Annotated in this window: 23 protein-coding genes and 1 pseudogene; 11 read left to right on the top strand and 13 right to left on the bottom strand. The window is 73.4% G+C overall.

Going from position 1 to position 23,955, the window contains the following annotated elements:
• Together ACGFYU_RS18115 and ACGFYU_RS18120 are read left to right on the top strand one after the other, a co-directional pair.
• The coding region (locus ACGFYU_RS18115) for an acyl-CoA carboxylase subunit beta (protein WP_393828277.1) at positions 1–1,224 on the top strand (1,224 nt) is incomplete at its 5' end.
• Between the two features lie 14 nt (positions 1,225–1,238).
• Positions 1,239–1,430 (top strand): acyl-CoA carboxylase subunit epsilon, encoded by a 192-nt coding sequence (locus tag ACGFYU_RS18120; RefSeq protein ID WP_393828278.1) that lies wholly within the window; start codon positions 1,239–1,241, stop codon positions 1,428–1,430.
• An 11-nt stretch (positions 1,431–1,441) separates the two neighbouring features.
• Here the strand turns inward: ACGFYU_RS18120 and ACGFYU_RS18125 are convergent, their stop codons facing one another.
• The 4 genes from ACGFYU_RS18125 to ACGFYU_RS18140 form a co-directional block, all read right to left on the bottom strand.
• Positions 1,442–3,616, bottom strand: coding sequence for a PQQ-binding-like beta-propeller repeat protein (locus ACGFYU_RS18125; protein ID WP_393828279.1), 2,175 nt, complete (start codon positions 3,614–3,616; stop codon positions 1,442–1,444).
• A 5-nt stretch (positions 3,617–3,621) separates the two neighbouring features.
• Complete coding sequence (locus ACGFYU_RS18130) at positions 3,622–4,791, bottom strand: serine/threonine protein kinase (protein WP_393828280.1); 1,170 nt, start codon at positions 4,789–4,791, stop codon at positions 3,622–3,624.
• A 70-nt stretch (positions 4,792–4,861) separates the two neighbouring features.
• The gene (locus tag ACGFYU_RS18135; protein WP_393828281.1) at positions 4,862–6,973 is read right to left on the bottom strand and encodes a protein kinase; all 2,112 of its coding nucleotides are present in this window, start codon (positions 6,971–6,973) and stop codon (positions 4,862–4,864) included.
• Positions 6,974–7,010: 37 nt separating this feature from the next.
• Positions 7,011–7,466 (bottom strand): Lrp/AsnC family transcriptional regulator, encoded by a 456-nt coding sequence (locus ACGFYU_RS18140; RefSeq protein WP_382636015.1) that lies wholly within the window; start codon positions 7,464–7,466, stop codon positions 7,011–7,013.
• 120 nt (positions 7,467–7,586) lie between these two features.
• Here ACGFYU_RS18140 and ACGFYU_RS18145 point away from each other — a divergent pair, with 120 nt between their 5' ends.
• Positions 7,587–8,588, top strand: a complete 1,002-nt coding sequence (locus ACGFYU_RS18145; RefSeq protein WP_393828282.1) for an asparaginase — start codon at positions 7,587–7,589, stop codon at positions 8,586–8,588.
• Between the two features lie 55 nt (positions 8,589–8,643).
• Here ACGFYU_RS18145 and ACGFYU_RS18150 read toward each other — a convergent pair whose 3' ends face one another.
• Positions 8,644–9,435: a hypothetical protein gene (locus tag ACGFYU_RS18150; RefSeq protein ID WP_393828283.1), complete on the bottom strand. Its 792-nt coding sequence runs from the start codon at positions 9,433–9,435 to the stop codon at positions 8,644–8,646.
• Between the two features lie 243 nt (positions 9,436–9,678).
• On the opposite strand from ACGFYU_RS18150, the gene ACGFYU_RS18155 reads away from it, so the two are divergent.
• Positions 9,679–10,518, top strand: a complete 840-nt coding sequence (locus ACGFYU_RS18155) for an alpha/beta fold hydrolase (RefSeq protein WP_393828284.1) — start codon at positions 9,679–9,681, stop codon at positions 10,516–10,518.
• Here the strand turns inward: ACGFYU_RS18155 and meaB are convergent.
• The 4 genes from meaB to ACGFYU_RS18175 all read right to left on the bottom strand — a co-directional run bounded on the left by meaB (position 10,503) and on the right by ACGFYU_RS18175 (position 15,933).
• Complete coding sequence (gene meaB / locus ACGFYU_RS18160; RefSeq protein ID WP_393828285.1) at positions 10,503–11,501, bottom strand: methylmalonyl Co-A mutase-associated GTPase MeaB; 999 nt, start codon at positions 11,499–11,501, stop codon at positions 10,503–10,505. The genes ACGFYU_RS18155 and meaB overlap by 16 nt on opposite strands.
• 12 nt (positions 11,502–11,513) lie before the next feature.
• Positions 11,514–13,700 (bottom strand): methylmalonyl-CoA mutase, encoded by a 2,187-nt coding sequence (gene scpA / locus ACGFYU_RS18165; RefSeq protein ID WP_393828286.1) that lies wholly within the window; start codon positions 13,698–13,700, stop codon positions 11,514–11,516.
• Positions 13,697–15,562: a methylmalonyl-CoA mutase small subunit gene (mutA, locus tag ACGFYU_RS18170; protein WP_393828287.1), complete on the bottom strand. Its 1,866-nt coding sequence runs from the start codon at positions 15,560–15,562 to the stop codon at positions 13,697–13,699. Before mutA ends, scpA begins: the two co-directional genes overlap by 4 nt.
• 62 nt (positions 15,563–15,624) lie before the next feature.
• A complete protein-coding gene (locus ACGFYU_RS18175; RefSeq protein WP_393828288.1) occupies positions 15,625–15,933 on the bottom strand; it encodes a hypothetical protein in 309 nt (102 codons plus the stop codon).
• Between the two features lie 139 nt (positions 15,934–16,072).
• On the opposite strand from ACGFYU_RS18175, the gene ACGFYU_RS18180 reads away from it, so the two are divergent.
• Positions 16,073–16,195 carry a hypothetical protein gene (locus ACGFYU_RS18180; protein WP_393828289.1) on the top strand — a complete coding sequence of 41 codons (123 nt, stop codon included), beginning with the start codon at positions 16,073–16,075 and terminating at the stop codon, positions 16,193–16,195.
• Positions 16,196–16,202: 7 nt separating this feature from the next.
• On the opposite strand, the pseudogene ACGFYU_RS18185 reads toward ACGFYU_RS18180, so the two are convergent.
• Positions 16,203–16,828 (bottom strand): annotated as a pseudogene (locus ACGFYU_RS18185) (NADP-dependent oxidoreductase); the annotation flags it as partial.
• A gap of 52 nt (positions 16,829–16,880) precedes the next feature.
• Positions 16,881–17,603: a DUF2470 domain-containing protein gene (locus ACGFYU_RS18190; RefSeq protein WP_393828290.1), complete on the bottom strand. Its 723-nt coding sequence runs from the start codon at positions 17,601–17,603 to the stop codon at positions 16,881–16,883.
• Between the two features lie 170 nt (positions 17,604–17,773).
• Between ACGFYU_RS18190 and ACGFYU_RS18195 the strand changes: the two genes are divergently transcribed.
• The 4 genes from ACGFYU_RS18195 to ACGFYU_RS18210 all read left to right on the top strand — a co-directional run bounded on the left by ACGFYU_RS18195 (position 17,774) and on the right by ACGFYU_RS18210 (position 20,758).
• Positions 17,774–18,169: a cell division protein SepF gene (locus ACGFYU_RS18195; RefSeq protein ID WP_393828291.1), complete on the top strand. Its 396-nt coding sequence runs from the start codon at positions 17,774–17,776 to the stop codon at positions 18,167–18,169.
• Positions 18,170–18,236: 67 nt separating this feature from the next.
• Positions 18,237–19,760: an ATP-binding protein gene (locus ACGFYU_RS18200; RefSeq protein ID WP_393828292.1), complete on the top strand. Its 1,524-nt coding sequence runs from the start codon at positions 18,237–18,239 to the stop codon at positions 19,758–19,760.
• Positions 19,757–20,149, top strand: coding sequence for a nucleotide pyrophosphohydrolase (locus ACGFYU_RS18205; protein WP_393828293.1), 393 nt, complete (start codon positions 19,757–19,759; stop codon positions 20,147–20,149). Before ACGFYU_RS18200 ends, ACGFYU_RS18205 begins: the two co-directional genes overlap by 4 nt.
• Positions 20,150–20,272: 123 nt before the next feature.
• Entirely contained in the window at positions 20,273–20,758 is a 486-nt protein-coding gene (locus ACGFYU_RS18210; protein ID WP_393828294.1) for a DUF6099 family protein, read from the top strand.
• A 67-nt stretch (positions 20,759–20,825) separates the two neighbouring features.
• Here the strand turns inward: ACGFYU_RS18210 and ACGFYU_RS18215 are convergent, their stop codons facing one another.
• Positions 20,826–21,113 (bottom strand): hypothetical protein, encoded by a 288-nt coding sequence (locus ACGFYU_RS18215; protein WP_393828295.1) that lies wholly within the window; start codon positions 21,111–21,113, stop codon positions 20,826–20,828.
• 230 nt (positions 21,114–21,343) lie between these two features.
• Between ACGFYU_RS18215 and ACGFYU_RS18220 the strand changes: the two genes are divergently transcribed.
• Both ACGFYU_RS18220 and mmuM read left to right on the top strand, forming a co-directional pair.
• Positions 21,344–22,267: an LLM class F420-dependent oxidoreductase gene (locus ACGFYU_RS18220; protein ID WP_393828296.1), complete on the top strand. Its 924-nt coding sequence runs from the start codon at positions 21,344–21,346 to the stop codon at positions 22,265–22,267.
• Between the two features lie 17 nt (positions 22,268–22,284).
• Positions 22,285–23,193 (top strand): homocysteine S-methyltransferase, encoded by a 909-nt coding sequence (mmuM, locus tag ACGFYU_RS18225; protein ID WP_393828297.1) that lies wholly within the window; start codon positions 22,285–22,287, stop codon positions 23,191–23,193.
• On the opposite strand, the gene ACGFYU_RS18230 is transcribed toward mmuM, so the two are convergent.
• Positions 23,187–23,948, bottom strand: a complete 762-nt coding sequence (locus ACGFYU_RS18230) for a PASTA domain-containing protein (RefSeq protein ID WP_393828298.1) — start codon at positions 23,946–23,948, stop codon at positions 23,187–23,189. The genes mmuM and ACGFYU_RS18230 overlap by 7 nt on opposite strands.
• Between the last annotated feature and the right edge of the window lie 7 nt (positions 23,949–23,955).

Genomic DNA, 23,955 nt, shown 5'->3' on the forward strand with positions numbered 1-23,955 from the left:
ATCCACAAGATCATGGACATGGCCATCGCGGCCGGCGCGCCGCTGGTGTCGCTGAACGACGGTGCGGGTGCCCGTATCCAGGAGGGCGTCTCCGCTCTGGCGGGTTATGGCGGGATCTTCCAGCGCAACACCAGGGCCTCGGGTGTCATCCCGCAGATCAGTGTGATGCTGGGCCCGTGCGCGGGCGGCGCCGCCTATTCGCCGGCGCTGACGGACTTCGTGTTCATGGTGCGGGACACCTCGCAGATGTTCATCACCGGTCCGGACGTGGTCCGTGCGGTGACGGGTGAGGAGATCACGCAGAACGGTCTGGGTGGTGCGGATGTGCACGCCGAGACGAGCGGTGTGGCGCATTTCGCGTATGACGACGAGGAGACGTGCATCTCCGAGGTCCGCTACCTGATCTCGATGCTGCCCTCGAACAACCGGGAGAACCCGCCGGTCCACGAGAGCGCCGATCCGGCCGACCGCCGTTCCGAGGTCCTGCTGGATCTGGTCCCGGCGGACGGCAACCGCCCGTACGACATGCTCAAGGTCATCGAGGAACTCGTCGACGACGGCGATGTCCTGGAGGTCCACGAACGGTGGGCCCGCAACATCATCTGCGCGCTGGCCCGTCTGGACGGGCAGGTCGTGGGCATCGTCGCCAACCAGCCCGGCCACCTCGCCGGTGTCCTGGACATCGAGGCCTCCGAGAAGGCCGCCCGCTTCGTCCAGATGTGCGACGCCTTCAACATCCCGATCGTCACCCTGCTGGACGTGCCCGGGTTCCTGCCGGGTGTGGACCAGGAGCACGGCGGGATCATCCGCCACGGCGCGAAGCTGCTCTACGCGTACTGCAACGCCACCGTCCCCCGGATCTCGCTGATTCTGCGCAAGGCGTACGGCGGCGCCTACATCGTGATGGATTCGCAGTCCATCGGCGCCGACCTCACCTACGCCTGGCCCACCAACGAGATCGCCGTCATGGGCGCCGAGGGCGCCGCCAACGTGATCTTCCGCAAGCAGATCGCGGACGCCGAGGACCCCGAAGCCATGCGCACCCGCATGGTCAAGGAGTACAAGGCCGAGCTGATGCACCCCTACTACGCGGCCGAGCGGGGTCTGGTGGACGACGTCATCGACCCCGCCGAGACCCGCGAAACCCTCATCGCGGCCCTCTCGATGCTCCGCAACAAGCACGCCGACCTGCCCTCCCGCAAGCACGGCAACCCGCCGCAGTAAGGAGACCAGCCACCATGAGCACCGACACCCTGCTGCGCGTCGAAAAGGGCCACGCCGCCCCCGAGGAACTCGCCGCGATCACCGCGATCCTCCTCGCCCGCGCCGCCGCCACCCCCGAGATCCCCGCCCCCACCCGCTCCCAGGCCGGCTGGCGCCGCCTGGAACGCACCCCGGGCTTCCGCGCCCCCCACAGCTGGCAGGGGTGACGCCTGCCGGTTCAGCCGTCGATGGGGAGGGCGAGCGCCATGCGCTCCTCCCGGGCGTAGACCCGCCCTCCGCCCGGGTCGGCGGCCAGGGCGACCGCCGTCGTCGGGTAGCGCCACAGCGGCTTGTGGGAGCGGACGTAGACGGCCCGCAGGCCGATCTTGTCCATGGTGAGGACGAGCCGGCCGACCACCACCGGTGCGACGTCGCCGTCTGCGGTGGTGTCCTTCAGGGGCTCCTCGGACCAGAGCGCGACGCCGGTGCGGGCGTCGACGGCGACGATGCCGCGGGCGCTCTCGACGACGTAGACGACCCCCTCGTGGACGGTCGGGATTCCGTAACGGCGCATGCCGTACGGCTTGTTGCCCATGTCCCGGCCCTCTCCGAAGGACCACGCCGTCGCGCCGTCGATGAGCCGCAGCGCCTGGAGGGAGTCGGCGCCGATGTAGACGTGGTCCTCGTCCGTGGCCAGGGCGTAGGGCAGCGCGCCCGTGACGGACAGCCCGGTCTTCTCCCAGCGCATGGCGCCGGTGGCGGTGTCGTGCAGGGACAGGCCCAGGGATTCCCCCGCCTCCGAGCGGCGGCACAGCAGGAGGCCGCCCTTCACGACCTTGCCGCGGACGAGGGCGGGTGACGACTGGCGCTCGAAGGGCGCCGCCGTCTTCTGGCGCCACAGCTCGCGGCCGGATTTCAGGCTCGCGGCGACGAGGAACCACTCCGCGCCGGCGGCCGCCTTGGCCGACAGGTACGCCGTGTCCCCCTCCACGCACAGGAGTTGGGCCAGCTTGTGGTTCCCGTCGAAGGCGTCGAGCGTGACGGACGGCTTCCCGTTCAGGCCAACCGGCGGAACCCGCCCGACGGCGAGCGCCCCCGCCCGGCCGGCCTTGGCGGCCTCCGCGTCCGGCTCCCGCAGCGCGTACAGCTCCTTGCCGTCGGTGGCCATCCGCCAAGGGCTCTGGAGGTCCTGCTGCCACACGAGCGCGCCCGTCTTCGGCTCGACCTTCCGGGCCACCAAGCCCGCGGCCAGGACCGGTCCGTCGCCCACCCACAGCGGGACGAAGTCCGCCGAGGTGCCGGCCAGGGAGATCTTCCACAGCGAGGCGGGCGCCTCCGCGAGGGCCGGTGGCTTGGCGTCCGTAGGCTCGTCGGGCCAGGCCCACACGGCCCCGGCGGCGGCGAGCGCCGCCGCGCCGAGCACGCCGCCGCCGACCGAGAACAGCCGGCGGCGCGACATCCCGGCAGCCACGACCGTCGTCGGCTCCCCGGCGGGAGCCGCGAGACGGCCCGGCGGCTCCTGCCACACCGCCGCACTGCGCCGGGTGATGTCCGCGAGCACCGGCTGGGGCAGCCCGTCCGCGAACACGCCGTCGCCGGGCGTGAGCAGCCGTGCCAGCTCGGCCGTCGTGGGCCGCAGCGCCGGGTCCTTGCTGAGACAACGGGCCAGCAGCGGCGCCAGTTCCGCCGGTACGCCGGACAGATCGGGGTCCGCGTACCGCACCCGGTAGAGCAGGTCCGCGGCCTGACCGCCGCCGAAGGGGCCGTGTCCGGACGCCGCGAAGACGAGTACGCCCGCCAGCGCGAACACATCGCCGGCCGGTGTGTGTTCGAGCCCGCCGGCCTGCTCGGGCGACATGTAGGCCGGGGTGCCGGCCGCGGCGCCGACCGAGGTGAGCCGCTCGTCGCCGAGGGCGCGGGCGATGCCGAAGTCGATGACCTTGGGGCCGGTGGCCGTCACCATGATGTTGGACGGCTTGAGGTCGCGGTGCACCACGTCCGAGCGGTGCAGCTGGCCGAGCGCGAGGGCGAGGTCCGCGCCGAGGGACCGGACGCACGCCTCGGGCAGCGGCCCGCTGATCCGGACCGCCTCGTCGAGCTGCGGCCCGAGCACGTACTCCGTGGCCAGCCAGGGCGTCGCGGCCAGCGGATCGGCGCCGAACACGCGGGCCCCGTACCGGTCGCCGATGATCCGCGCCGCGTCCGACTCCAGCCGGAAGCGGGTCCGGAAGGAGGTGTCGGCGGCGATCCGGGTGTGCACGGTCTTGAGCGCGACCGTACGCCCGCCGGACGAGCGGGCCAGGTAGACCGTGCCCATGCCGCCGCTGCCGAGCCGGGCCAGCAGCCGGTAGCCACCGAGGTCCTGCGGATCGTCGTGCGTGAGCGGGGTGAAGGGTGCCGGGGCGAGGGGCATCGGGGTCAGCGCACCTTCTGGGTCGCGGCGAACGCCTGCTGGGGGACGGGTAGTTCCGCGGCAAGGAGCGCGGCGGACTGGGAGGCGAGCGCGGCCACCACGCGGCCGGGCAGGGGCGGGGGAGCGGCGTGGTCGAGGACCGTCGCCGTCGGCGGGGACGGGGATGCCGGGCCGGGAACGTGTGCGGCCGGGAGGGATGGGGATGTCGGGCCGGGAACGTGTGCGGCCGGGAGGGATGGGGATGTCGGGCCGGGAACGTGTGCGGCCGGCAGGGGCGGGGATGCCGGGGCGGGGACGCGTGCGGCCGGCAGGGAGTGCGCAGCCAGGTCGAAGCCTGCCGTGGCCGGCAGTCGCGGATCCCGCGCCGCAGTGCCACCGGCGGGCGAAACGGCCGCTGCCGGTCCCGCCTGCCGCGCAGGACCTGTCCGTCCCGTCGCTTCCGCCGGCACGGCGAGCTCGCGCAGCAGTTCCTGGGCCGAGCCGGGGCGGTCCGCCGGGTCGCGGGCCAGGCAGGCCCCGACCAGGCGCCGCAGCCCTGCCGGGAGTTCGCTCTGCTCCGGCACCGTGTAGCCGGTCGCCGCGTACGCCAGTACGGCCCCCAGTGCGAAGAGGTCAGCGGCCGGAGTCCAGGCGGCCGCGCCCGAGGCCTGTTCCGGGGCCAGGCAGCCCGGGTCGAGCCCGGCGAGGCCCGCCCGCGCGGCCCCGAAGCACGTCAGCAGCGGCCCGCCCGGCGTGACGAGCACGGCGGCCGGGGACAGCCCCGCGTGCGTCACCCCCTGCGCGTGCGCCGCGGCCAGCCCCTGCGCGAGCCCGGCGCCGAGCCTGCGGACGGTGTCCTCGGGCAGCGGGCCGCCGTACGCGGCGAGCGCCTCCGGCAGCGGCAGCGCCGGGGTGTAGGGGGCGGCGTACCAGGGGAAGCCGGCCGAGCCGCCCACCTCCGAGACGTTCAGGAACCCCGGTACGGACAGCCGCCGGGCGCCCTCGGCCTCGATCGCCCACCGGGACGGATCGGCGCCGACCGGCGGCACGCAGAGCAGGACGGTCCGCTCCCCGTCACCGCCCCGCGCGAGGTAGCGGCGTTCGGGAACGGTCCGCCCGGCGGACTCGGCGTCGAGCCGGGCCAGCGTCGCGTACGGCCCGATCTGCGACGGGTCGTCGTGGCGTAGGCGTTCCATGCGCGTGCTCTCCCGGGTCGTTGTCCGGCCCCGAGCCTAAGCGGTGATTGCGAGGTCGCCCGGCGCGGGGTCAGCCCACGGTCGGCATGGCCGTGAGGTTCCCGTCGTTGACGAGGAACACCCGGTTCCCGACACCGGACATGGCCCAGGGCCCGCTGGAATCGGCCGCCCAGGTCCAGAACCGTTTGCCTTCGGTGCTGGAGTAGGCCGAGACCCCCCGCCCCTCGCCCTCGACCGCCCACAGCGTCTGGCCCTGGAGCACGAGGGGGGTGTGCGGAAGCGGGCCCCGGGCGGCCCGGCCGCGTGCCGGGAGCTCCTGGCCCTCGGTGGTGAAGGCGGCCAGCGTCGTCCCGTTCGCGCAGACCAGGTTCTTGCCGTCCCGCATGGGGGCGCCCCAGCCGCCGGCGCCCTGGCGCGGGTCACCGGTGGCGGCCGCCTTCCACAGTTCGTCGCCGCCGACCATCTTGCGGGCCGTCAGGGTGCGGCCGCCGAGGTAGACCCTGTAGTCGATGGTGCCGGGGGTCTTGAATTCCACGACGAGCGGGTCGATGGCGGAGTTCGCCTGGCCTTGGATCTCCCAAGTCTTGGTCCCGGACTGGTTGTAGAAGGAGCGAACGGTGCCGTCGGCGCCGAAGACGACGGCGGTGCCGCCTCCCGCCGCCGCCTTGGGCCCCGCGCCCGCCACGGCGGTCGCCGGCAGCGGCACCGTCCACTTCACGGTCTGCAACTTCAGGTCGATCGCGCGCAGTCGGCCGCCCTGGGTCACCACGTAGAGGAACTCCTTGTCCGCGGTCAGGATCCGGCTGACCTCGGCTCCCGGCATCGACCACTGGAGCTTGCCCGTGGAGGCCTCGTGGACGCGCAACGCCCCCTGCCCGTCCGCCGCGGCGAACAGGGGCTCATCCAGCGCGAGGAGGCCGGCGGCCGGCGTGATGTCGGCCATGCGCCACTTCTCCCGGCCGTCGCGCGTCAGCCGGGCCGCCAGCCCGCCGTCCTTGGCTGCGAACATGACCACGTCGCGCAGCGACAGCGGGGTCATGACCACCCCGTTCTCCGCCTTCGCCGCCACCGGCAGCGGCCCCCACAAGGGTTCCGGCGCCTTGCCGGACTGCGCGGCGGACAGCGCCAGCGGCTGCGCGTCCGTCGCCACTCCGGGCACGTTGGGCGCCTTGGGTTCGCCGCGAAGCAGCCACCAGGCCCCGGCGCCGCCGCCCGCCGCCAGGACCCCGCCCGCGGCCAGTGAGGTACGCAGCAGCCGCCTGCGGGAGAGGCCGGTTCCGGGCTCCTGTACGAGGAGCGTGGCCTGCCGCTCGGCCTCGGTGCCGCGGCGGGCGATGTCCTTGGCGAGCGGCCCCGTACGCCAGACGCGGTCGGCTCCGCGCGGTGGGGCGAAGGCGCCGCCGATCTGGTCGGGGGTCGGGCGGTACGCGGGGTCCTTGGCGAGGCAGGGCGCGATCAGAGCCAGCAAGTCATCGGGAATCCCCGCGAGTTGGGGCTCGCCGTGCACCACCTCGTACTGGACGGCCGCCACGTGCGTCCCGTCGAAGGCGCGCCGCCCGGTCGCCGCGTACGTGAGCACCGCGCCCAGCGAGAACACGTCCGCGGCCGGACCCACCCGCTGGCCGAGCACCTGCTCGGGGGCCCCGTAGCCGGGGGTGACCGGGACCTGGCCGGTGGTGGTGAGGGTCAGCCCGTGCTCGGGGCGCGCGATGCCGAAGTCGATGACGCGCGGTCCCGCCGCCGTGAGCACGATGTTGGCGGGCTTCAGGTCGCGGTGGACCAGCCCCGCCGCGTGGATGTCCCGCAGGGTGGCGGCGAGGGAGGCGGCGAGGGCGCGTATGCCGTCCGGGCCGAAGGGACCGTACCGCTGGACGGCGTCGTCGAGGGTGGGCCCGGACAGGAACTCGGTGGCGATCCAGGGCCGGTTGCCGTCCTCGCTGCGCGCGTTCAGGACGCGGGCGACGCCGGGGCTGGTGACGGCCTGGGCGGTGTGCGCCTCGCGGACGAAGCGCTGGGCGAGGTTCGGGTCGTGGGCCAGTTCCGGCAGCAGCACCTTGACCGCCGCGGTCCGGCCGTCCGCGTCCCGGCCGAAGTAGACCTTGCCCATGCCGCCGGCGCCGAGCACGCCGAGGAGGCGGTAGGGGCCCAGCCGGACCGGGTCGCCGGTGCCGAGAGGTTCCATGGGGTGCTGCTTCCTGTCTGGGTTGGGCCGGGCCGTGTCAGCGTTCGACGGGCAGGCCGGTCGGTTCCTTGATGCGCTTCATGATGATCTGCGAATTGACCTCGGTGACCCCCGAGAGGGCCGTCAGCTGCTCGATCCACAGGCGTTCGTACGCGCGCAGGTCCGCGACGGCGATGCGCAGCAGGCAGCCCGGGCTGCCGAAGAGACGGTAGGCCTCGATGACGTCGGGGATGTCCTGGAGGGCGGCCTCGAAGGCCTCGACTGCGGCGCGGTCGCGGCGCACCTCCACCGAGACGAGCACCTCGAAGCCGCGGCCCACCGCCTCGGGGGAGATCACGGCGCGGTAGCCCTGGATCACCCCGTCCTGTTCCAGCTGCCGCACCCGGCGCATACAGGGGGAGGGGGTGAGCCCCACGCGCTGGGCGAGCTCCTGGTTGCTGAGCCGGCCGTCCGCCTGGAGCTCGCGCAAGATATCCCGGTCAATGGCGTCCATCACGCAATTATCACCCACTGAATGTTACAGCGGGGGTCAAAGACGCAATCGCGTTGCGCGTAGATCTCCCTATCATTGCTGCTTTCAGCACATACGTACGAGGAAGGGCGGCCACGGACCATGGGACGGATCGTCGTCATCAGCACCGGTGGGACGATAGCCAGCCGCTGGCAGGGCTCCGGATTCGCCGCGGACGCCGACGGCAGCGAGGTCATGGCCACGGCGCCGCTGCCCGAAGGCATCACCGTCGAGCTCGTGGACCTGTTTAGCGTGAACAGCCCCCGGCTCACCACGGCCCACCAGCTCACCCTGCTGCGTACCGTGCACGAGGTGCTCGCCGACCCGGGCGTCGACGGCATCGTCGTCACGCACGGCACCGACACCCTCGAGGAGTCGGCGTTCCTCGTCGACCTGCACCACCACGACCCGCGCTCCGTCGTGTTCACGGGCTCGCAGCGGCCCATGGGCACCGCCGACGGGGACGGGCCGGGCAACCTCTACGACGCGCTGCTCACCGCCGCCACCACGCGCGGGCTGGGCGTGCTGATCGCCTTCGCGGGCCGGGTGCACGCCGCCCGCGGCACGGTGAAGACCCAGGCCGTGGACCTGGACGCGTTCGCCGACCCGTCCAAGGAACTCTTCGGGAAGATCGGCTTCGGCAAGGTCACCGTCCTGCGCGCACCCCAGCGGCCCGAGCCGCTCCCGCTGCCCGCGATGCCCGAACTCCCGCCGCGCGTGGACGTGGTGGTGCACCACGCCGACGGCGACCCGGTGCTGCTGAACGCCGCCGTCGAGGCCGGCGCGCGGGGCATCGTCCTGGTCGGTACGGGCGCGGGCAACGCGACCCCGGAGATCGTGGACGCCGTCAAGGCGGCCATCGGGCGCGGGGTGCTGGTCGCGCTGACCACGCGGGTCGTGGCCGGGCCGGTCACCGAGATCTACACCCACGGCGGCGCCGTGGACCTGGTCGCGGCCGGGGCCGTGCCGACGGGAACGCTGCGGGCCGGCCAGGCGCGCATCGCCGTCCTCTCCGCCCTGCTGGGCGGAGAGGACCCGGCGGAACGGACCCGCCTGCTGCGCCGGACGCTCTCCGCGGCCGGACCGGTCCTGGTGGAGGCCTAGGGTCCGTGGTGAAAGTGCTGTTCACAGCCATTCGTTGAGGGCTGGGTCCGCCGTCTCAGACGGTGGTGCAGCCCGGGAGAGGCGTCGTCGAGGAGCAGTCGTTCGGGTTGTTGGCAGTGATGGAGTTGCCGAAGAGCGTCATGTTGCTGAAGTTGTAGATCCCGCCACCCGACAGGGGGCCGCCCTGGGCGGTGTTGGCCGTGATCGTCGAGCCGACCACCCGGGCGTGCCCGAAGCCGAGGATGCCGCCTCCCAGCTGGGTGGCCGTGTTGTTGCGCACCGTGCTTCGGAACACGGTCGCCCCCGTCGCCTCCCCCGGGCCGATGGCGATGCCACCGCCGTACTTGCTGGTGTTGTCGTGCACCGTGGTGCTGTTCACCGTGGTCACGCCGAGGAAGTTGGCGATGCCGCCGCCCGCTTCGGCGGCGGTGTTGTTGCGTACCGTGCTGTTGCTCAGCGTCAGCGTGGCGCCGTTGTTGAAGAGACCGCCGCCATTGTCGGCCGTACCGCCGGTGAGGGTCAGCGCGGTGAGCGAGACCCGGACCGTCGTGGGGCCGTTGACGGTCAGGGTCCGGCCCGCGTTGTTCCCGTTCAGCGTCGCGCCGGAGGAGCCGACGAGGCTGAGGCTCTTGCCGATCGTGAAGTTGCCGACGCAGGTCCCCCGGACCAGCAGGGTGTCACCGGCCGCCGCGTTGTTGATCGCGGTCTGAAGGTTCTGGGCCGGGCAGTTCACGAGGATGAAGGCGGCTGAGGCCGGGGACGCCGCGGCCAGCCCGGCTGCGGCGGTCGTGACCGCCACCGTCAGGGCCGGTGCCAACCGGCGCCACGGCATTCGGGGTCTGCGCATGGCTGTCTCTCCTGTCCGTCCGCCGGACCGTCCGGCACGGGAGATCCCTGCCCGAGCGGGTCGCACGAGGCAACCTGGGTACGGCACCGCTCCCACGAACGCACGACGACGACCACTGGTGTGGGCTAGAGTCCGTTGTGAAAGTGCCGGTCACAGCCATCGGCCTCGGCCCGGGCGCAGCCCGGCGATACGCGTCGGTAATGTGGTTGTCGGGACGGGCGCGGCGCTGACAAGATCCGCGCCATGCCTACCTTGCCCGCCGCCGACGGCACCGAGCTCGCCTATCACGTCTTCGGTGACGGGCCCCCACTGATCTGCCTGCCCGGCGGCCCCATGCTCGCCTCCTCCTACCTGGAGGAACTGGGCGGACTGTCCGCGCACCGCCGGCTGATCGTGCTGGACCTGCGGGGGACCGGCAGCTCCGCGATACCGCAGGACCCGGCGACCTACCGCTGCGACCGGCTCGTCGACGACGTGGAGGCCCTGCGCGAGCACCTGGGCCTCGAACAGATCGACCTGCTGGCACACTCGGCTGGCGCGAACCTCGCCGCGCTGTACGCCGCCCGGCACCCGAAGCGCATCGGGCGGATGGCCCTCATCACCCCGAGCGTCTTCGCCGTCGGCATCGAGGTCACCGGAGAGACGCGGCTCCGGGGCGCGCGGCGCCACTCGCACCAGCCGTGGTTCGCCCAGGCCCACGCCGCCCTCGAAGCCATCCTGGCCGGACAGCTGACCCCGGAGAACTGGAACGCGATCGAGCCGTTCTCGCACGGCCGTTGGGACGCCGAGGCGCAGGCCCGCAAGGCGGCCGAGGACGCCCTGCGGAACACCGAGGCCGCAGCCGTCTACGGCAGCGAGGGGGCCTACGATCCGGCCGCCACCCGGGCCGCGCTGGAGGAGTTCGACCGCCCCGTCCTCCTGCTCGCCGGCAAGAGCGACCTGGGCGCCATGCCGGAGGTCGTGGCCCGCTACGCGGAGCTGTTCCAGGACCCCCGGCTGGTCGTCCAGCCCCGCGCCGGGCACTTCCCGTGGCGCGACGACCCGGCGGCCTTCACCGCCGAGGTCGTTCAGTTCCTCGGCTGACCCGACGCGAAGGCCGCCAGGATCCGGTCCGCCGCCGAGGTGGCGGTGGTGGCGCCGGCCCGGACCGACTCCTCCAGGGCCGGCGCGAGATCCCGTACGGCCGGGTCCGCGCGCAGCCGCTCCAGCAGTTCGTCGCGGACCATCGACCAGGTCCACTCCACCTGCTGGGCGGCCCGCTTCGCCGCCAGCCGGCCGCCCGCGTCCAGCAGGGTCCGGTGCTGTTCGAGGCGGCTCCACACCTCGTCCAGCCCGGCCGACTCCCGGGCGCTGCACGTCAGCACCGGCGGGGTCCACGCCGCGTCGGCGGGGTGCATCAGGCGCAGCGCGCCCGACAGTTCACGGGCGGCGGCCTTCGCGTCGCGCTCGTGCGGGCCGTCCGCCTTGTTCACCGCCAGGACGTCGGCCAGCTCCAGGACGCCCTTCTTGATGCCCTGCAACTGGTCGCCCGTACGGGCCAGGGAGAGCAGCAGGAAGGAGTCGACCATCCCCGCCACCGTGGTCTCCGACTGGCCCACGCCGACCGTCTCGACGAGGACCACGTCGTAGCCCGCCGCCTCCATGACGATCATCGATTCCCGGGTGGCCTTCGCGACCCCGCCCAGCGTCCCCGCCGACGGCGAGGGCCGGACGAAGGCCGAAGGGTCCACCGACAGGCGTTCCATCCGCGTCTTGTCGCCGAGGATGGAGCCGCCCGTACGCGTGGAGGAGGGGTCCACGGCCAGGACCGCGACCCGGTGGCCCAGCCCGGTCAGCATCGTGCCGAACGCGTCGATGAAGGTGGACTTCCCGACGCCCGGCACGCCGCTGATGCCGATCCGGCGCGCGTTCCCGGCGTGCGGGAGGAGCTCGGTCAACAGCCGCTGGGCCAGGGCCCGGTGGTCCGCCCGGGTGGATTCGACGAGGGTGATGGCGCGCGCGATGTGCGCGCGCTTCCCGTCGAGCACGCCCTTCACGTACACGTCGATGTCGATCTTCGGGGGCATACTCCCGGCCGCCTACAGCTCGTGGCCCAGGTCCGCGGCGAGCCGCTTCACCAGGTCGTGGGCCGCGTCCGGGATGACCGTTCCGGGCGGGAACACCGCCGTCGCGCCCATCTCCAGCAGCGTCGGGACATCGGCCGGCGGGATGACCCCGCCCACCACGATCATGATGTCCTCGCGGCCCTCCTCCGCCAACTGCTCCCGCAGCGCCGGTACGAGGGTCAGGTGGCCGGCCGCCAGCGACGAGACGCCCACCACGTGGACGTCCGCCTCGACGGCCTGGCGGGCCACCTCCGCCGGGGTCTGGAACAGCGGGCCGACGTCCACGTCGAAGCCCAGGTCGGCGAAGGCGGTCGCGATCACCTTCTGGCCGCGGTCGTGCCCGTCCTGGCCCATCTTGGCGACCAGGATGCGCGGACGGCGGCCCTCCGCCTCCTCGAACCGGTCGACGAGGGTACGGGTGCGCTCCACGGACGGGGACTCGCCTGCTTCGGTGCGGTACACACCCGAGATCGTACGGATCTGGCTCGCGTGTCGCCCGTACACCTTCTCCAATGCGTCGGAGATCTCACCCACGGTGGCCTTGGCGCGCGCCGCGTCCACCGCCAGCGCGAGGAGGTTGCCGTCGCCGCGCTCGGCCGCGTTCGTCAGCGCCCGCAAGGTGTCCTGGGTGACCGCCTCGTCGCGCTCCTCGCGCAGCCGCCGCAGCTTGGCGATCTGCTGGGCGCGCACCGAGGAGTTGTCGACCTTGAGGACCTCGATCGCCTCGTCGTTCTCCACGCGGTACTTGTTGACGCCGATCACCGGCTGGCGGCCCGAGTCGATCCGGGCCTGCGTACGGGCCGCGGCCTCCTCCACGCGCAGCTTCGGGATGCCCGCGTCGATGGCCTGTGCCATGCCGCCCGCCGCCTCGACCTCCTCGATGTGCTGCCAGGCCCGCCGCGCCAGGTCGTACGTCAGCTTCTCGACGTACGCGCTGCCGCCCCACGGGTCGATGGACCGGCAGGTGCCCGACTCCTGCTGAAGCAGCAGCTGGGTGTTGCGGGCGATGCGCGCCGAGAAGTCCGTCGGCAGCGCGAGCGCCTCGTCGAGGGCGTTGGTGTGCAGCGACTGGGTGTGGCCCTGGGTCGCCGCCATCGCCTCGATGCACGTACGCGTCACGTTGTTGAAGACGTCCTGCGCGGTCAGCGACCAGCCGGAGGTCTGCGAATGGGTGCGCAGCGACAGCGACTTGGCGTTCTTCGGGTCGAACTGCTTGACCAGGCGCGCCCACAGCAGGCGGGCCGCGCGCAGCTTCGCGACCTCCATGAAGAAGTTCATGCCGATCGCCCAGAAGAACGACAGACGCGGCGCGAAGGCGTCCACGTCCAGCCCGACCGCCTGCCCGGCGCGCAGGTACTCCACGCCGTCGGCGAGGGTGTACGCCAGCTCCAGGTCGGCCGTGGCACCGGCTTCCTGGATGTGGTAGCCGGAGATGGAGATCGAGTTGTACCGCGGCATCTTCTGCGAGGTGAAGGCGAAGATGTCGGAGATGATCCGCATCGAGGGCTTGGGCGGGTAGATGTAGGTGTTGCGGACCATGAACTCCTTGAGGATGTCGTTCTGGATGGTCCCGGCGAGCTTGTCGGGGGAGACGCCCTGCTCCTCCGCCGCCACGATGTAGAGGGCGAGGACCGGCAGCACCGCGCCGTTCATCGTCATCGACACCGACATCTTGTCCAGCGGGATCCCGTCGAACAGCTGCCGCATGTCGTAGATCGAGTCGATCGCCACGCCCGCCATGCCGACGTCGCCGGTGACGCGCGGGTGGTCGCTGTCGTAGCCGCGGTGCGTCGGCAGGTCGAAGGCCACCGACAGGCCCTTCTGGCCGGAGGCCAGATTGCGCCGGTAGAAGGCGTTCGACTCCTCGGCCGTGGAGAAACCGGCGTACTGCCGGATCGTCCAGGGCTGGTTGACGTACATCGTCGGGTACGGGCCGCGCAGATACGGGGCCACGCCCGGGTACGTCTGCAGGAAGTCCAGGCCCTCCAGGTCCCGGCCGGTGTACAGCGGCTTGACGCCGATGCCCTCCGGGGTCTCCCACAGCAGGTCCGCGGCCGCGGTGCCGGTGGACTCCTTCACCGAGGAGCGCCACTGGTCCTCGGAGACACCGGCGGAGGCGGCGGGGCCGAGCGTCAGCTCGGAGAAATCGGGGATGCTCATGCGCGCACTCCCATCCGGTCGAGTACGGAGGACAGCACGGCGACGGCGTCACAGCCGGCGAAGACGTACTCGTCCACGGAGGCTTCCGCGGTGCCGGGCCGTCCGGCCAGGAACACGGTCGTGGCGCCGGCGGCGCGCAGCGCCCCGGCCACCGCCTCGGCCTGCTCCTCGTACAGCGCGTCGCTGGAGCACAGCACGGCCATGCCGTCGGCGCCGCTCGCGGCGTAGGCCGCGGCGGCCGTCTCCGCGTCCACGGAAACGGGGTCGTGCACGGGCTCTATGCCGCCCGCCTGGAAGAGGTTCGAGGCGAAGGTGGCGCGCGCGGTGTGCGCGGCCGCCGGACCCAGGGCGGCCAGGAAGATCCGCGGCCGGGCGCCGCTAGCCGCCAGGTGCGCGTCGCTCCGGGCGCGCAGGGCCTCGTACGCCTCGTCGCGCCGCACCCGGGGCAGCCCGCCCGAGGGAGCCTCGGGCGCGGGCTCCCGTACGACCGGCTTCTCCGACAGCAGCGGGAACTCGCTGACGCCGGTGATCGGTTCGCGGCGCTTGGCCAGCTTCTTCGACCGCGCGGCCCAGGTGGCGGCGAGGCGCTCGGTGACCAGTCCGGAGCGCAGGGCGGCGGCCAGGCCGCCGGCCTTCTCGATCGTCCGGAAGAACTCCCAGGCGGCGTGCGCGAGTTCGTCGGTGAGCCGCTCGACGTAGTACGAGCCGCCGGCCGGGTCGATCACGCGGGCCAGGTGCGACTCCTCCAGCAGGACGGTGGAGGTGTTGCGGGCGATGCGGCGCGCGAAGGCGTCCGGCAGGCCCAGCTCGTGGTCGAAGGGGAGCACGGTCACCGAGTCCGCGCCGCCCACGCCCGCGGCCATGCAGGCCACGGTGGTGCGCAGCATGTTCACCCAGGGGTCGCGGCGGGTCATCATCACCGGCGAGGTCACCGCGTGCTGGAGCTGGGCACCCGCCTCCGGGGCCCCCGAGGCCTCGGCGATACGGGCCCACAGCCGGCGCGCGGCGCGGAACTTCGCGATGGTGAGGAACTGGTCGGCCGTGGCCGCGTAACGGAACTCCAGCTGCCCGAGCGCGGCTTCGACGCCCAGCCCGGCCTCGGTCAGCGCACGCAGGTAGGCGACACCGGTGGCCAGGGACAGGCCCAGCTCCTCGGCGGCGCTGCCGCCGGCCTCGTGGTACGGCAGGGCGTCCACGGTCAGGGCGCGGATCCCGGGGTAGTCGGCCGCGGCCGCCTCGGCCAGCTCGACGGCGTCGGCGAGGGGGAGGGCCTCGCCGGTACGGGCCTCGTGGCCCAGCGGGTCGGCACCGAGACTCGCGCGGACGGCTGTGGGGTGCGTCCCGCGCTCGGCGCACAGGGAGAGGAACGCCCGTGCGGCTTCGGCGTATTCGGCTCCGGCGTCCAGGGAGACCGGGGCGAGGTCGAGGTAGACCCCGTCCAGTGCCCGGGCGAGGCCGTCGACCGGGATGCCGCCGCGGCCCACGGTGAGCCACAGCGAGGTGACCCCGTTCTCCAGATCGGCGAGGGCCGCCTCGTTCACGCGTACGGGATCGGAGCCCGCGAGGCGCTGGCGCACGTCCCAGCCGTTCGCGGTGGTGCCCTCCGGCTTGCCGGCCCGGACAAAGGGGGCGAAGCCGGGGAAACCGGTGTCGGGGGCCGACCCGTCGGGCGGCGCGGTGTACAGCGGGCGGGTGGTGAGCCCGTCCTCGAGCGGGGTGGACAAAGCGTCTTCTGCGGCCTCGCCGGAGGCTTCCTTGCCCGACTTGCGCAGTACGCCTTCTACAAGGCGCTGCCACTGCTCATGCGTCGCGTCAGGGAACTCGGCGGCCAGGGAGAGCCCGTCGTCAGGCAGGACCGTCATGGCTCGAATGCTAGGGGGGCCGCTCAGGCGGGCACCATACCGCCGGGTGTGATCTCGCCCTCTCATGACATACTAAAAGGATCACGGAATACCCGGCTGAGCAGCGTCGTTGCGGCTGCCTCGGGGAGTACGGCCGGACCGGCGTGCGGGGTCACGATCCGCTCCGGGTCCTCGCGGACGTGGGAGAGCGCCGTCGCGGCGCCCCGGATCTCCTCCAGGTACCGCTCGTCCAGAACGCTCGCCGGCTCGGTCACGACCATGGCCGCCGGATTGAAGACATCCAACAGAAGCGCCGCCGCGCGGCCCACGGCGCGGGCGCGCTCGCGCGGCAGCCGGTCGGCGCGCGGATCGCCGGTCGCGGCCGCGTCCACGAGCAGTGGAACGGACGGAGTCCCGGGGGATGGCCCGGCGCCTGGACCACCCGGCGCAGGACCCTTCCCTGCACCACCGGATCACGGTGGGCGGCCTGGACCGGGTGCGGACCCGGCCGTACGGGACGAGGCCGGGCTGGTGGGCCGCGGGCTGCTCGGCAGCTACCGGCGGGAGATCGGCTGGGGCGAGGGGCGTACGCCCGGGGCGCTGCGGGCGGTCGGCCCGTCACTGGCACAGGCGGGGCCGCCGATCACCTCGTGAGCGAGGGGCGGTCCGCGGCGGACCGCCCCCTGCGCTCGGCGCCGAGCGAGCGCAGGTAGTCGTGGTTGTGGGCGCCGGCCGTTCCGATACCCGCAGGCCGAGGGCGACCGCGATCTGCACGCCGAAGGAGCCGGTACCGCCCGCCGCGGAGTGGATGACGACGGTCTCGCCGGCCTTGAGGCCCACGCGGGTGAGCGACTGATAGGCGGTCAGTCCGGCCAGCGGGATGCCCGCGGCCTGCTTGAAGGTCAGCTCGCGGGGCTTGCGGGCCAGCGTCCGGACGGGGGCGGAGACCAGTTCGGCGTAGGTGCCGAGCTGCACCCTCCCCCAGCTACCGCCGGGAGGTGCCCCCGACCTTGCGGACGTAGCCGTACACCTCGTCGCCGACGGCGTGGTCGAAGGTGTCCGGACCGACCGCCTCGACGATGCCGGCGACGTCCCAGCCGGGTATGACCGGGTGGCGCACTTCGAGGATCGGGTCGAGGTATCCGGCGGCGAGCTTCCAGTTCACCGGGTTGACCCCGGCCGCCTTGACGCGGACCAGGACCTCGCCGGGGCCGACCTTGGCTCCGGGGCGTCAACGAGCGTGAAGGTCTCGGGAGTTCCGTATGCGCTGTACGTGATGGCCTTCATGATCGGCATCTTATAGCCCTACCCCTACCCCGTATCCCTATATCCACACCCTTCAGGCGGGCAGGGTGTTGCGGTGCGAGCGCCGCCGGGCAGCGCTGAAGAGGGCCTGGATCTGGGCGCCCGACTGCTCGACGTCGTCGAGGGGCGAGGGGAAGGGCAGCCGTACGTCGCGGTGGCCGCGCCGCTCCTCCAGCCGCAGGGTGATCCCGTAGCGGTCCATGGCCACCGGCAGCGCCCGGAGGACCGCCGTGGCCGGCATCGGGTGCACCAGGCGCAGCAGCAGGGTGACGAGGTCCGGGTGGTCGTCGAGGAGGTGCGTGAGCATGCCCGCCTCGTACGGGGCCAGCGGGTCGGGGCGGGCCGCGTCGAGCTCTTCGAGGCCGACGTACGCGAAGCCGTCCGCGGTCTCCAGGACGGCCTGGCCGAATTCCACGCAGGTGGAGTCGGCCTCGTGGCCGTACGGGGTCAGCAGGCGGCCCAGCACGGTGACGCGGGCGCGCACCCGGTCCCGTACGGGGGTGGGCGCGACGTCGGTGAACTCCAGCCGGATCGCGGGCCGGTGCTCGGCGTCCCCGCCGGGCTCGGCGGGGTGCAGGTGGAGGCGGCCCATGGGGTCCGTGCCGTCGAGGTGGCGGACCTCGGTGCGCAGCCCGTCGGTGACCACGGTCAGGGAGTGGGCGGCGGCCAGGATCGAACGGATGCGTTCGGCGTCGGTGGGCCGGGCGGCGGGGGTGGCCGGGGCGGCCGGGGTGGCGGGGGCGCCGGACATGCGCATGCGGATCTCTCCATCGTCCCGAAATGCGGGCGTCGTGGTTAGGTATGCCTAACCTAACCTACTCCGCCTCTCGGGGGGTAGCCCGGATGGTTCGTGTCGCTGTTGGGCTGAACGGGTGAAACGCGAGAGGATGGGGGGATGCACATGAAGCGCGCGGCCGAGGCGGCCCGGTGAGCAGGTACGACGTCACCGACGAACAGTGGGAGGGGCTCGCGCAGGTGGTCCCCCTGCGCAGCCGCAACGAATGGCCCTCGCGGGTGGACCACCGCACGATCCCCACGGCGCCCGGGGCGTCGGCGGCGGAACAGCGGCGCTTCGTGGTGCTCCGGGTTCAGATCTTCGCCGACGCGCGGGAGGTGGCGGAGTACCTGATCGCGCAGATCCCGGTGCTGCTCGACCTGACGGGCGCGGACAGCGAAGTGGCCAAGCGGATCCTGGACTTCAGCAGCGGCGTGGTCTTCGGGCTCGGCAGCGGAATGCACCGGGTGGACCGCAACGTCTTCCTGCTGGCGCCCGTCGGCACCGAGGTCGAGGGCATCGCGGCCGCGGCCGTCCCCCGATCGTAGGAAGGTCCCGACGCCGGAACGGTTCGCCGGCCCCCCGCAGGGCCCGGCGACCCGTACCGTCCGGCGCATGAACCCCCACCCCACCCCCACCGCGTTACCCGAAGCCCCCATCGCCTCCCGCCGAGCCGTCGTGGCCCCTACCGCCCCGGTGCCCCGCCCGGCGGGCGAAGCCCCCGCGCACCCGGGGCCCGCTGCCGGGGCCCGGGTCCCCGCAGTTCCGGCGGTGGCCGTGCCCGCCCCGGCCGCCCTGGTGCCCCGCCCGGCGGGCGAAGCCCCGACGGGGCGGGATCCGGGCAGCGAGGCCCCGGTGGTTGCGGCGCCCGCGGCCTCCGCCGCGCCGGACATCCCGACGCCCGCCTCCGCCCTCCCGGCGGCCTCCGCTGTTCCGGCTGCGGTCGTGCCGGCGCGGGTCGGGTCCGGTGGCCCCGGGAGGGCCGCCGATCCCGCCGGGCCCGCGCAGCGGACGCCGCAGCACCGGCCCGTGGTCACCGAGTTGCGGCTCTCCGCCTTCGGACCGCACCGCGGCGCGGCCTTCCCGCTCGGGCCCGTCACCCTCCTCGCCGGGCCGAGCGGCAGCGGCAAGTCCCAGGCGCTGGCCGCCTACCAGGCCCTGGCCGTCCTGGGATCCGGCGCCACCCTGGACCGGGCCTTCCCGGAGCCGGCCCTCCGCATTCCCGACCTCGCCGTCCCCGACTCCGGGCGGCGGCGCGGATTCCGCATCGGCTGTACGGTCGACGGCCCCGCCGGGCCGGTCCGGCTCGACCTCGCGGTCCAGGCCGAGCCCGACCTGCGGATCGTCGGCGAACGGCTCTCGCAGGACGGGCAGGTCCTGCTCACCACCGCCCTGCGCGACCCCGGCCGCCGCTCCGTACAGGCGGCCTGGCTGACCGGCGGCGCCACCGGCGTCACCCGGGCCCCGCTCCCCGACGACCGGCTCGGCACCGCCCTGCTCCCGCTCCGCGTGGCAGGGGCCACCGCCGGCCAGCGGCAGGTCCTGGCCGCGGCCGAGCAGGTCGTCGTGGCCCTGCGCTCGGTGTTCCCCTGCGACCCGGACCCGGAGCGGATGCGCGCACCCGTCCCGCCGGGGGAGGGCCGGCTGCGCGGCGACTGCGCCAACCTGGCCGACGTACTGCGCCGGACCCGCCACGAATGCGGCACCCGGCACGGGCTGCTGACCGCGGCCGCCCGTACCGCGTGCACGGGACCCGTCGCCGGACTGGAGGTACGGGCCCCCGCGGGCGGACCCGTCACGGCGGTGCTCGACCGCGGCCCCGCCCGGCCCGCCACGGAACTGGCCCGCCTCGGCGCGGGCGAGCTCCGCTTCCTCGCACTGGCCCTGGTCCTGCTGACCGGCCCGGGGGTGCTCGCCATGGACCCGGCCGCCGAACTGCTCTCCGCGCAACAGGCGCTGACGGTACTGGCCGACGGCCTCGACCGCGGCCTGGACCGCCGCCAGGGCGCGGAACTCCTCCGCCTGGCCCAGCTGGCCTGCGCGCACGGCCACGTCCGGCTGGCGGCAGCGGTGGGCGAGGACCTCGCGGACCTCGCCCGAGGCCTCCCGGGCATCACGGTGGTAGACCTGACCCCATGAACCAGGCGAACGAGACGCACCAGGCCCCCGGACCGCATGGCGAACGGCTCGCGCAACTCCAGCGCCGGCTGGCCGATTTCGCGGCGGCGCGCGGTTGGGGGCCGTACCACACGCCCAAGAACCTGGCGGTGGCGCTGAGCGTGGAGGCGGCCGAACTGGTCGAGATCTTCCAGTGGCTGACCCCGGAGCAGTCGGCCGCGGTCATGGAGAAGGCGGAGACGGCCCACCGCGTGGCCGACGAGGTGGCCGACGTGCTCGCGTATCTGCTGCAGTTCTGTGAGGTTCTCGGGGTGGATGTGCTGGATGCGCTCGCCGCGAAGATCGAGAGGAACGAGCTCCGCTTCCCGGTGACGGGCCCTCAGGCACCAAATCGTCACTCTTCGGAGTGATGGACTCTTCCACAATCACGTTTGTGTCCACATTTTCCGAATACCCCTGGCTTTACTGACTCGTTGCCCTCACTCTGGGTAGTGGTGAGAACGGCGGGATGTCGTGCGGACGGGGGACGGCATATGGATGCGGTACGGCTCATCGCGGCCGGCCGGCACGCGCTGGCACAGAGCGGGGCTGCGTGGGACATCGTGGGCGAGGCCTGGCAGGCCCAGGCGCTCGCGCAGGGCGTAGGGGGTTATCTGGCGGTCACCGGGCCGCCGGAGCTGAGATCGGAGGCACGAGGACTGGGGGAAGCGGGAGGCAGAGGGTGTGGGGTGATCGACCGGGCGGCCCTGCGCGGAGAGGGCAGCGCGCCCGAGTATCCGCCGCGGGCGGCCCAGCTGACGGAGGTGTCGGATCTGCGGCAGGCGCTGCTCGGACTCCAGGCGCTCCTCGGCGAAGTGGGCATAGCCCTGGTCGGGGTGGCCTGCGGGACGGACGACGAGGCGCTGTACTGGCAGTGCATAGAGTCGATCGACGCGGCGGACGAGTCGAGCGACCGGGTACGGGCGCTCCTGCGCCGGATGGCGGTGCGCGAGCGGGGTTCCGCGTCGGGCGTGGCCTGAGCGGGCGATACCGGGCGATACGGGTGATCTGGCTGGGGTCCCGCCGCGCGCGGCGGGACCCGCACGGTCAGTACGACCGGTAGGAGGGGCGCTCGCTCTCGGCGGCGCGGCTGCCGTGGCTGCCGGTGGTGGTGTCCGGGGTGCCCGGAGCACGGTCCGTGGAGGACTGGAGGTCGGCGTCGAGCTGCGAGAGGTCGGCGTTCAGCGCCGCCATCAACTCTTCCATCTGCTGCAGCAGGCCCTTCGGCGCGCCGCCCTGGGCGGGTGCCGCGGACTCCTGGCACGCATGGTCGTGTGCTGCCTGTCCGGTCTGTCCGTCCTGTCGGCAGGTCTCCGGCACGGACTCATGGGACATGGCGGCCTCCTCGGCCCTGGCCCTTCCGATGCGGAAGGGGGCGGTGGACGCACCGGCGAAAGGCCGCCGGCGCGCGGGCCGGGCGGTCCGGCTCCGTCCGAGCCAACGATCCCCATCCGGGCTGGTCACTGGCGGGGCCTGCGGTGGGCCGTCCGGTTGACGCAGATTCACCCTGCCGGGGTGGGACGGGGGAGCCGCCCCGGTGTGGCTCGGCGAGGCAGGATGGGTGCATGGATCTTCGCATTTTCACCGAGCCCCAGCAGGGCGCGAGCTACGACACCCTCCTGACCGTCGCCAAGGCCACCGAGGACCTGGGCTTCGATGCGTTCTTCCGCTCCGACCACTATCTGAAGATGGGTTCGGCCGACGGCCTGCCCGGCCCCACCGACGCCTGGATCACCCTCGCCGGCCTCGCCCGCGAGACCCGCCGGATCCGGCTGGGCACGCTGATGACGGCCGGCACCTTCCGGCTGCCCGGCGTCCTCGCCATCCAGGTGGCCCAGGTCGACCACATGTCCGGCGGCCGGGTCGAACTGGGCCTGGGCGCGGGCTGGTTCGAGGAGGAGCACAAGGCGTACGGAATCCCCTTCCCCGCGGAGCGGATGGCCCGGCTGGAGGAGCAGCTGGCCGTCATCACCGGCCTGTGGGCCACCGAGGTCGGCGCCACCTTCGACTACGCGGGCAGCCACTACCAGGTGGAGAACTCGCCCGCGCTCCCCAAGCCCCTCCAGGCCAAGGTGCCCGTCCTCATCGGCGGCCACGGAGCCCGGCGCACTCCGCGGCTCGCCGCGCGGTACGCGGACGAGTTCAACATGCCGTTCGCGTCGATCGCCGACAGCGAGCGGCAGTTCGGCCGGGTCCGGAAGGCCGTCGAGGAGGCCGGGCGCAAGGCCGACGACCTCGTCTACTCCAACGCCCTCGTGGTCTGCGTGGGCAAGGACGACGCCGAGGTGGCCCGCCGGGCCGCCGCCATCGGCCGTGAGGTGGACGAGCTCAAGGCCAACGGCCTGGCCGGCTCCCCGGCCGAGGTCGTGGAGAAGATCGGGGCCTACGAGGCCATCGGCTCCTCCCGCGTCTACCTCCAGCTGCTCGACCTCGACGACCTGGACCACCTGGAGCTGATCTCGGCCCAGGTGCTCTCCCAGCTCGGCTGAGCCGGAAGGACACACCCGTGCCGCGCGCGTCCGGCCCGCTCGCCGAAGCCCTGGCCCGCAGGACGGTGCTCCTGGACGGCGGGCTGAGCAACCAGCTCGCCGCCCAGGGCTGCGACCTGTCCGGCGGCCTCTGGACGGCCCGGGTGCTCGCCGAGCGCCCGGACCAGGTGGAGGCCGCCCACACGGCGTACGCGCGGGCCGGCGCCGAGGTGCTGATCACCGCGAGCTACCAGATCGGCTACGAGGCCTTCGCCGCCCGCGGCCACGACCGCGCCGCCACCACCGCCCTGCTGCGCCGCAGCGTCGGCCTCGCCGCCCGCGCGGCCGACGCCGCCGACCACGAGGTGTGGGTGGCCGCCTCCGTGGGCCCGTACGGTGCGGTGCTCGCGGACGGCTCCGAGTACCGCGGCCGGTACGGCCTGAGCGTGCGCGAGCTCGCCGCCTTCCACCGCCCCCGCATCGAGGCCCTGCTCGCCGCGGGCCCCGACGTCCTCGCGCTGGAGACCATCCCCGACCCTGACGAGGCCGAGGCCCTGCTCACCGTCCTCGCCGAGACGGGCGCCCCGGCCTGGCTCGGCCTCACCGTCGCCGCCGGCCGCACCCGCTCCGGCGCACCCCTCCCCGAGACCTTCGCCCTTGCCGCCCGATCCCCGCAGGTCATCGCCGTAGGCGTCAACTGCTGCGACCCGGCGGACGTCCTGCCCGCCCTGGAAGCCGCGGCCGCCACCACCGACAAACCTCTCCTGGCCTACCCCAACGACGGCTCCGTCTGGGAGGCTGCCACCGGCACCTGGCACGCCCCCGCCACCCCGTCCCCCTGGCCCACCGACGCCTGGCACCGCACGGGCGCCCGCCTCATCGGCGGCTGCTGCCGCATCGGCCCCGACCGCATCGCGGAGTTGGGCGCCGACGTCCTCGGCTACTGACGCCAGTGCTTGTCCCGACAGGTGTAGATGCGCCCGTTGTACGTGCCGGTGGCTCCGGCGGGGGAGCAGAACGCGCCGGGCTTGATGGTGCCGACGCTGCCCGACCCGCCCGAGGAGCTGCCGGAGCCCCCCGAGGAGCTGCCCGAGTCGCCGTTGTCCGCCGTGGGCGTGGGCGTGGGCGTGGGCTTCGGGCGCAGGAGGGTGCCCTTCTCGGTCGGGCACGTCGTACCGGCCGCGACGAGGTGGACGGTCGCCGGGACGGACTTCGAAGCGAGTGCAGTGCCCGCCGCGGGCTCCTGGAAGCAGACGACCCACTTCGTGTGGTCGGCGGCCGGCGTCACGTCCTCGTACGCGCTGCGGGCGGTCAACTCGGTGTCGAGCAGGGCCTCCACGGCCTTCTCGGCCTCGGCGAAGGGGGTGCCGACGACCGAGGGCATCACGGGGGTGGGGGTCGGTGACGGCGTCGCGGCCGCCGGCGCCGAGGACTTGGGCGCGACCGTCGCCGTGACGGCGGTCGTGGACTTGGCGTCGTCGCCCGTCTTCTTCGCGGAGTCCGGGGACAGGAGGAACACCAGGAACCAGAGGCCCGACAGGACAGTGGCGATGATCTTCTGCTTCTGGTTCCACTGGCTCACCCAGGCCAGTGCGATGCCCGCCGGGGGAAGCAGGATGAGAGCGGCGATGATCAGCGCCGGGTGCTGCCACCAGCGTCGTATCGGCTGCCAGGGCGTGTGGGCGTGAGGCGGAGGGTACACGGGGCTC

It is taken from the genome of Streptomyces sp. NPDC048337 (genome assembly GCF_043201175.1).
GTDB lineage: Bacteria > Actinomycetota > Actinomycetes > Streptomycetales > Streptomycetaceae > Streptomyces.

Bases quoted from the DNA above. Each gene is read 5' to 3' on its own strand.
- meaB (WP_393828285.1), bottom strand. From the start codon at position 11,501: ATGCCCCCGAAGATCGACATCGACGTGTACGTGAAGGGCGTGCTCGAC.
- ACGFYU_RS18200 (WP_393828292.1), top strand. From the start codon at position 18,237: ATGAACCCCCACCCCACCCCCACCGCGTTACCCGAAGCCCCCATCGCC.
- ACGFYU_RS18210 (WP_393828294.1), top strand. From the start codon at position 20,273: ATGGATGCGGTACGGCTCATCGCGGCCGGCCGGCACGCGCTGGCACAG.
- scpA (WP_393828286.1), bottom strand. From the start codon at position 13,700: ATGAGCATCCCCGATTTCTCCGAGCTGACGCTCGGCCCCGCCGCCTCC.
- ACGFYU_RS18120 (WP_393828278.1), top strand. From the start codon at position 1,239: ATGAGCACCGACACCCTGCTGCGCGTCGAAAAGGGCCACGCCGCCCCC.
- mutA (WP_393828287.1), bottom strand. From the start codon at position 15,562: ATGACGGTCCTGCCTGACGACGGGCTCTCCCTGGCCGCCGAGTTCCCT.
- ACGFYU_RS18220 (WP_393828296.1), top strand. From the start codon at position 21,344: ATGGATCTTCGCATTTTCACCGAGCCCCAGCAGGGCGCGAGCTACGAC.
- ACGFYU_RS18145 (WP_393828282.1), top strand. From the start codon at position 7,587: ATGGGACGGATCGTCGTCATCAGCACCGGTGGGACGATAGCCAGCCGC.
- ACGFYU_RS18205 (WP_393828293.1), top strand. From the start codon at position 19,757: ATGAACCAGGCGAACGAGACGCACCAGGCCCCCGGACCGCATGGCGAA.
- ACGFYU_RS18215 (WP_393828295.1), bottom strand. From the start codon at position 21,113: ATGTCCCATGAGTCCGTGCCGGAGACCTGCCGACAGGACGGACAGACC.
- ACGFYU_RS18135 (WP_393828281.1), bottom strand. From the start codon at position 6,973: ATGGAACCTCTCGGCACCGGCGACCCGGTCCGGCTGGGCCCCTACCGC.
- ACGFYU_RS18150 (WP_393828283.1), bottom strand. From the start codon at position 9,435: ATGCGCAGACCCCGAATGCCGTGGCGCCGGTTGGCACCGGCCCTGACG.
- ACGFYU_RS18190 (WP_393828290.1), bottom strand. From the start codon at position 17,603: ATGCGCATGTCCGGCGCCCCCGCCACCCCGGCCGCCCCGGCCACCCCC.
- ACGFYU_RS18155 (WP_393828284.1), top strand. From the start codon at position 9,679: ATGCCTACCTTGCCCGCCGCCGACGGCACCGAGCTCGCCTATCACGTC.
- ACGFYU_RS18140 (WP_382636015.1), bottom strand. From the start codon at position 7,466: ATGGACGCCATTGACCGGGATATCTTGCGCGAGCTCCAGGCGGACGGC.
- ACGFYU_RS18130 (WP_393828280.1), bottom strand. From the start codon at position 4,791: ATGGAACGCCTACGCCACGACGACCCGTCGCAGATCGGGCCGTACGCG.
- ACGFYU_RS18125 (WP_393828279.1), bottom strand. From the start codon at position 3,616: ATGCCCCTCGCCCCGGCACCCTTCACCCCGCTCACGCACGACGATCCG.